Below are 7182 nucleotides of genomic sequence, written 5' to 3' on the forward strand. Positions count from 1 at the left end.
ACGGTCAGTCGCGCGGCGTCCAGCCGCACTCGACGGAGGCCGCTCGCGCGGTGGCGAGCAGGTCGGGCAGGTGGCCGAGGAGGCCGTCGAAGTCGAGCAGGACCTTGGGCACGGACAGGGACACGGCCGCGACGACCTCGCCGCGGGCGCCGCGGATGGGTGCGGCGACGCAGTGGATGAAGTCCTCGTGCTCGGCGTTGTCCACGGCGTACCCGGCGGAGCGGACGCGGTCCAGTTCGGCCAGGTAGGCGTCCGGGGTGGTGATGGTGTTCGCGGTCAGCGGCACGTAGTCGATGGACCGGGCGACCTCGCGGCGGCGTGGTTCGGGCAGGTCCGAGAGCAGCACCTTGGCCACGGCGGTGCAGTGCAGCGGCGCGCGTCTGCCGATGCGCGAGTACATCCGCATGGGGTGGGTGCTGTCGTACTTGTCGATGTAGATGACCTCTCCGTCCTCGTAGGAGGCGAGGTGGACGGTGTAGCCGGTGCGGGCGTTGAGGTCGCGCAGGGCGTTCTCGGCGCTGCGCCGCACGTCGCGTTCTTCCAGCGCCCGGTTGGCGAGGTCGAACAGGGCGGTGCCGAGCCGGTAGTGGTGCACGCCTTCGCGTTGCACGAACCGGTGCGACTCCAGGGTGCGCAGCAGCCGCATGGTGGTGGACTTGTGCACGTCGATGACGCCGGACAGCTCCTCCAGCGTCTTCGGCCCGGTGGCCAGTTCACCCACCAGGGTCAGCGCCCGGTCCAGGCTTTGGCTCATCGACGTCTCCTCAGGTGTGCGGCGGCCCACGTGCGGGAATCGGCGTCCAGCAGTGGCACGGTCACCGCGGACGGCAGCGACTCGCCGACATCTTCCCTGGTGAGCAGTGCGGAGGCGGCTTGGAGGTGCCCGGCGCGCAGTCGGCGTGCCGGTGGGTCGCCGGCGAGGTGCGCGGCGAGGTAGCCGGCGGCGAAGGCGTCGCCCGCGCCGACGGGTTCCACCACTTCGACCCGCAGACCGGGCTGGAACGTCGTCTCACCGCGCTCGTGCACGGTCGCGCCGCGTGCGCCGTGCTTGACCACGAGCGTCGTCGGGCCGGGCAGCACCGCGCGCAGCTCGGCCGGGTCACCGGTCCCCCACACGGCCTGTGCCTCGTCGGAGCCCGCGAGCACGATGTCCGCCGCGTCGGCGAGGTCGCGCAGCACGGACGGGTCGCGGTCGCGCCACAGGGCGGGTCGCCAGTTGAGGTCGAACGACACCGGCACGGCCCGCGGCCGGCGCAGGACCGCGCGCAGCAGGTCCAGGCAGCTGTCCGACAGGGCGGCCGTGATGCCGCTGACGTGCACGAGCGCCACGTCGTCCAGGGGCAGCCGGTGGAGCGTGTCGGGGCCCATCGCGGAGGCCGCCGAGCCGCGCCGGTAGTACCGCACGGGGCTGCCGGCGGCGTCGGCTTCCTTGACGTAGAGGCCGGTCGGCCGGTCGGGGTCGACGCGCACGCCGGTGACGTCCACGCCCGCGCCGCCCACCGCGTCGAGGACGGCGCCGCCGAACGCGTCGTCGCCCACGGCGCTCACCCAGCGGCTGCGCACGCCCAGGCGGGCCAGGTGGACGGCGACGTTGGACTCGGCGCCGCCGACCGCCCGGGTCCAGGTGCGCACGGCGCGCACCGGGCCGGGTTCGGCGGGCACCAGGACCGCCATGGTCTCGCCGAGGCACACCACGCCGCCCGGCAGGTCGAACCGCATCCGTGCTCCTCGCTCGACGATTGACGGCCAGGCGACTGAATGTTACACACGTCAACATCACATCGCGCAATAGCCGTTGCGTTATATGCAACGTGAGGAGCGACAGACGTGGACCTCGACGCTGTGGCCGCCATCCGCGACGAGCGGGTCGACTGGCGGTTCAAGGGCCTGCCCGCCGACGCGTTCGGCGCGACGATCGGTGACGTGGCCGGACGCCGGCTCGACCTGTTCGCCGACGGCTTCGTCGGCCCCCTGGTCGTGCTGGACGCCGCCGCGCTGGAGCACAACCTCGCCACCATGGCCCGCTGGTGCGCGGACCACGGCGTGCTGCTCGCGCCGCACGGCAAGACGACCATGGCCCCGCAGCTGTTCGCCCGCCAGTTGGCGCACGGCGCGTGGGGCATCACCGCGGCCAACACCAGCCAGCTGCGGGTCTACCGGGCGTTCGGGGTGCGGCGGGTGCTGCTGGCCAACCAGCTCGTCGACCCGGCCGGGCTGCGGTGGCTGGCCGCCGAACTCGCCGCCGATGACACGTTCGAGTTCACCTGTTGGGTGGATTCCGTCGCGGGCGTGGCGCGGATGACCGAGGCGTTGGGCGCGGTCGACCGCCCGGTGGACGTGCTGGTCGAACTCGGGGCGCGCGGCGGGCGGACCGGTGCGCGCGACCAGGCCACGGCGGTGGAGGTGGCTCAGGCCGCCGTCGAGAGCCCGGCGTTGCGGCTGGTCGGCGTCGGCGGTTACGAGGGCGCGCTGGCGCACGACGCGTCACCCGCGGCGCGGTCCGTCGTGGACGGTTACCTGACGTCGTTGCGGGACTTGGCGATCGCGCTGCGGGACCGGTTCGAGGTGGCCGACCCGATCGTCACCGCGGGTGGCAGCGCGTACTTCGACCAGGTGGCCGCGAAGCTCACCGAACCGTGGCCGTTCCCGGTGCGGCCGGTGCTGCGCAGCGGCGCGTACATCACCCACGACGACGGCTTCTACCGCGGGATCTCGCCGCTGGGCCGCACGCCCGGCGCGCAACCGTTCCGCGGCGCGCTGCGGGCGTGGGCACAGGTCACCTCACGTCCCCAGCCCGACCTGGCGCTGCTCACGCTCGGCAAGCGTGACGCGTCGTTCGACGAGGGCCTGCCCGAGCCGCAGGTCGTGCGCGGCCGGGACGGCGTGACGCGTCCGCTGGCGGCCGAGGTCACCGCGCTCAACGACCAGCACGCGTTCGTGCGGCTGACCGGTGACGACGTCGAAGTCGGCGACTGGGTCGGCCTCGGCCTGTCCCACCCCTGCACGGTGTTCGACAAGTGGCAGCTGATCCCGGTGGTCGAGGGCACCACCGTGGTCGACCTGGTCCACACCTACTTCTAGGAGGCACACCGTGGACATCGTCTTCCGAGGCGCACGGGTCGTGGACGGCACCGGCGCGCCCGCCTACCGCGCGGACGTGGGCGTGCGCGACGGGCGCATCGCCGAGATCGGCGACCGGGTCGACGGCAAGCGGGTGGTCGACGCCGACGGCCGGGTCCTCGCGCCAGGCTTCATCGACATGCACTCCCACTCCGACCTCCAGATGCTGGCCGACCCCGACCACCTGGCCAAGGTGTCCCAGGGCGTGACCACCGAGGTCCTGGGCCAGGACGGGCTGTCCTACGCGCCCGCCGACGACGAGGTGCTGACCGTGCTGCGCGCCCAGCTCGCCGGCTGGAACGACGACCCGCCCGGCTTCGACTGGGACTGGCGCTCGGTCGGCGAGTACCTGGACCGCCTCGACCGGGGCATCGCGGTCAACGCCGCGTACCTCGTGCCGCAGGGCACCCTGCGGATGCTGTGCGTCGGCTACGACGACCGGCCCGCCACCGACGCCGAGCTGGACCGGATGCGGGAGGTGCTGGCGCGGTCGTTGCGGGAGGGCGCGGTCGGCATGTCGTCCGGCCTGACCTACACCCCCGGCATGTACGCCGACACCGCCGAGCTGACCGAGCTGTGCCGGGTCGTCGGCGAGCTGGGCGGGTACTACAGCCCGCACCACCGCAGCTACGGCTCGGGCGCGCTGGAGGCGTACGCGGAGATGGTGCGCGTGTCGCGCGACTCAGGCTGCCCGCTGCACCTGGCGCACGCCACGATGAACTTCGAGGTCAACCGCGGTCGGGCGGGCGAGCTGCTGGACCTGCTCGACCGGGCGATCGCGGACGGCGCGGACATCACCCTCGACACCTACCCGTACCTGCCGGGCGCGACGTACCTGTCGGCGTTGCTGCCGAGCTGGGCAGGCGAAGGCGGACCCGAGGCGACGCTGGCGCGGCTGTCCGACGCGGACACGCGGGAGCGGATGCGGGTCGAGCTGGAGGTGACCGGCTCGGACGGGTGCAGCGGCGTGCCGGTCGACTGGGACACCATCGAGGTCAACGGCGTGCGCAGGACCGAGAACGCGCACCTGGTCGGCGCCTCGATCGCCGAGTCCGCGCGGCGGGCCGGGCGACCGCCCGCCGAGCTGTACTTCGACGTCCTGGTCTCCGAACGGCTGGGCACGTCGTGCCTGATGCACGTCGGCCACGAGGACAACGTGCGGGCGATCATGCGGCACCCGGCGCACACCGGCGGCAGCGACGGCCTGCTGGTCGGCGACCGGCCGCACCCGCGCGCGTGGGGCACGTTCCCCCGCTACCTCGCCCGGTACGTGCGCGAACTGGGCGTGCTGGGGCTGGAGGAGTGCGTGGCCCACCTGACCGGGAGGGCCGCGCGGCGGCTGCGGCTGGCCGACCGCGGGCTCGTGCGCGAGGGCTACGCTGCCGACCTCGTGCTGTTCGACCCCGACGCGGTCGCCGACACCGCGACGTTCGAACAGCCCCGGCAGGCCGCCGAGGGCATCACGCACGTCGTCGTCAACGGCGTCACCGTGCTCGACGACGGCCGGCGCACCGACGCCTTGCCCGGCCGTTCCCTGCGCAACCCCCGCAGCCGCGGATGATCGACTGGTTGCAGCACAGCACCGGAGGCCTCCTGACGCTGTCCGCGCTCAGCATCGCCCTGCTCCTGGCGATGATCATCAGGTGGAAGGTCGAGCCGTTCATCGCGTTGCTCGTCGTCGGCCTGCTGGTGGCGCTGGCCGCGGGACTGCCGGTGGAGACCCTGGTCGGCTCGGCGCAGAAGGCGTCGGAGTCCCTGGTGGAGAAGGGGTTCGGCGGCATCCTCGGCCACGTCGCCGCGATCATCGGCCTGGGCACGCTGCTCGGCTCGATCCTGGAGGCCTCCGGTGGCGCCGAGGTGCTGACCCGGTCGCTGCTGCGGGCGTTCGGCGAGAACCGCGCGCCGCTCGCCATGGGCCTGGCGGGGCTGATCTTCGGTGTGCCGGTGTTCTTCGACATCGGCATCTTCGTGCTCGCACCCCTGGTGTACGTGGCCGCCAAGCGCAGTGGCCGGTCGATCGTGCTGTACGCGATGCCGCTGCTGGCGGGTCTGTCGGTGATGCACGCGTTCATGCCGCCGCACCCCGGGCCCGTCGCGGCGGCCGGGATGCTCGGCGTCGAGCTCGGCTGGATCATCATCATGGCGCTGGCCGTGGCGCTTCCGGCGTGGTTCGTCGGCGGTGTGCTGTTCTCCGCGTGGATCGGCAAGCGGCTGCACGTGCCCGTGCCGGAGGAGATGCTGGCCGCCGCGGAGGAGGTGCGCGGCGAGCAGACCAAGGGCGAGCCGCCGCTGTCGTTGGTGCTCGGGATCATCGCGGTGCCGTTGGTGCTGATCCTGGCGGGGACGTTCGGCAGCATCCTGCTGCCTGCGGGCTCCACCCTGCTCGGTGTGTCCACGTTCTTCGGCACGCCCGCGGTGGCGTTGACGATCGCCGTGCTGCTGGCGTTCTGGCTGCTGGGGTTCCGGCGGGGCATGACGCGCGAGCAGGTGACCGAGCTGTCCGCCGCGTCGCTGCGGCCGGTGGCGATGATCCTGCTGGTGGTCGGCGCGGGCGGGTTCTTCGGCGCGGTGCTGTCGGCGACCGGGGTCGGCAAGGTGCTCGCCACGTCACTGGCCGGCATCGGGCTGCCGGTGATCGCGCTGTCGTACGTGATCAGCTGCGGGATGCGCGTCGCGCAGGGCTCGGCCACCGTCGCGATCGTGACCACGACCGGCATCGTCACGCCCGTCGTGGCCGACCTGGACTACTCGCAGCCGCAGCTCGCGCTGCTGGTCATGTCGATCGCGGCGGGCTCGATCATCGCCTCGCACGTCAACGACGGCGGGTTCTGGATCGTGTCGCGCTACTTCGGCCTGTCGGTCAAGGAAACCCTCCAGACGTGGACCGTGCTGGAGACCATCCTGTCCGTGGTCGGCTTCGCCGTCGCCGCCTTGCTCAGCCTGGTGGTGTAGCCCGTGGGACGGCGGGTGGCCCGGCTCTCCGTGACACCCGCGCGTTCCGCACCCGCTTCACTGCGGCCGCTTGCGCGTTCACCGGTTGGTTCGCCGCCGGGACGCCCACACGTTCAGCACCTGCTTCGCCGAGGCGCCTCCACGTTCAGCGGTCGGCGCGACTCCTGCGGCACCTCGGCCAACCGCCGCCAGGGCGACCAACGCCAACCCGCACCAGGCAACTTCAGCTAGCCGACGCCGCCCGACCTCGGCTCACCGCCCCCGCCGCTCCCCTTCGCCCCGCCGCTCACCCTCGCCCAGCGGCTCACCCTCACCCAGCGGCTCACCCTCACCCCGCCGCTCACCGCTGCCCGGCCGCTCACCGTCACCCAGCGCCGCCTGGAACCCGGCCAGGTAGGTGCGCAGACCCCGCTGGCCGCTGCGCATCATCAACTCGTGGTTCGCCTTGAGCAGCGGACGGCCGAGCAGGGCCAGGCGGCGCAGCAACGGCTTGCGCACCACCACCTCCTGGTCATACACCAGCCGGGACCCCGTGCCCTCGCCGAAGACGCGCCAGCTCACCGTGCCGTCGAGGTCGCCCACCAGGTCGGCGCGCAGCAGCCCCGCCTCCGGTTCCCGGGCGTTGTGGTGCGCCTGGAACACCAGGTCGTAGGGCAGCACAGACCGGCAGCGCAGTTCGGCCGCCTGCTCCGCGATCTGCCTGGCGGCGCGCACCTCGCGCCACCAGCTCGGGTAGCTGCCCAGGTCCGCGAGCACCTCGAACGCCCGCTCGGGCGGGGTGTCCACCGACCAGACGCTGCGGAAGCGGTACGAGTTCAGCGGCATGGGGCCATGGTCACGCACATCGGCACAGGCACGCAGACCGGCCACGCGGACCGACGCGGACCGGCAAGACCCGCGCCCACCGGCAAGACCCGCGCCCACCGACAGGACCGGCACAAGGCCGGCGAGCCAGACCAGCGAGGTCGGCACGGACCGGCGGGACCGGTGCGGTTGTGTGCGACCGGCGCAGGTACGTATGGCGCAGGTACGTATACCCGTCGCGGGGGTGGGTGAGGGTGGCTAGGCGGCGTCTCCTAATTGTGGGAAGCGGTGCGGCAGATCATGATC

The 7182-nt window shown here is 72.8% G+C and carries 6 protein-coding genes; 3 read left to right on the plus strand and 3 right to left on the minus strand.

Translation table 11 applies throughout. The annotated features are described in order from the left end of the window. Nucleotides 1-4 precede the first annotated feature (4 nt). A complete protein-coding gene (locus A6A25_RS19390; protein ID WP_073892014.1) occupies nt 5-754 on the minus strand; it encodes an IclR family transcriptional regulator in 750 nt (249 codons plus the stop codon). Further along, a complete protein-coding gene (locus A6A25_RS19395; protein ID WP_073892016.1) occupies nt 751-1719 on the minus strand; it encodes a sugar kinase in 969 nt (322 codons plus the stop codon). The genes A6A25_RS19390 and A6A25_RS19395 overlap by 4 nt, the downstream gene beginning before the upstream one ends. A 108-nt stretch (nt 1720-1827) precedes the next feature. Here A6A25_RS19395 and A6A25_RS19400 point away from each other — a divergent pair, with 108 nt between their 5' ends. The 3 genes from A6A25_RS19400 to A6A25_RS19410 are packed head-to-tail and all read left to right on the plus strand — an operon-like array spanning nt 1828 to nt 6072. After that, nucleotides 1828-3081, plus strand: coding sequence for an amino acid deaminase (locus A6A25_RS19400; protein ID WP_073892017.1), 1254 nt, complete (start codon nt 1828-1830; stop codon nt 3079-3081). A 10-nt stretch (nt 3082-3091) separates the two neighbouring features. After that, nucleotides 3092-4681, plus strand: a complete 1590-nt coding sequence (locus A6A25_RS19405; protein ID WP_073892019.1) for an N-acyl-D-amino-acid deacylase family protein — start codon at nt 3092-3094, stop codon at nt 4679-4681. Continuing rightward, nucleotides 4678-6072 (plus strand): GntP family permease, encoded by a 1395-nt coding sequence (locus tag A6A25_RS19410; RefSeq protein WP_073892021.1) that lies wholly within the window; start codon nt 4678-4680, stop codon nt 6070-6072. Before A6A25_RS19405 ends, A6A25_RS19410 begins: the two co-directional genes overlap by 4 nt. A gap of 252 nt (nt 6073-6324) precedes the next feature. Here the strand turns inward: A6A25_RS19410 and A6A25_RS19415 are convergent, their stop codons facing one another. Beyond that, nucleotides 6325-6897, minus strand: a complete 573-nt coding sequence (locus A6A25_RS19415) for an SRPBCC family protein (protein ID WP_241828794.1) — start codon at nt 6895-6897, stop codon at nt 6325-6327. Nucleotides 6898-7182: the final 285 nt, after the last annotated feature.

This window comes from Saccharothrix sp. CB00851 (assembly GCF_001905065.1).
In the GTDB taxonomy this organism is placed as follows: Bacteria; Actinomycetota; Actinomycetes; order Mycobacteriales; family Pseudonocardiaceae; genus Actinosynnema.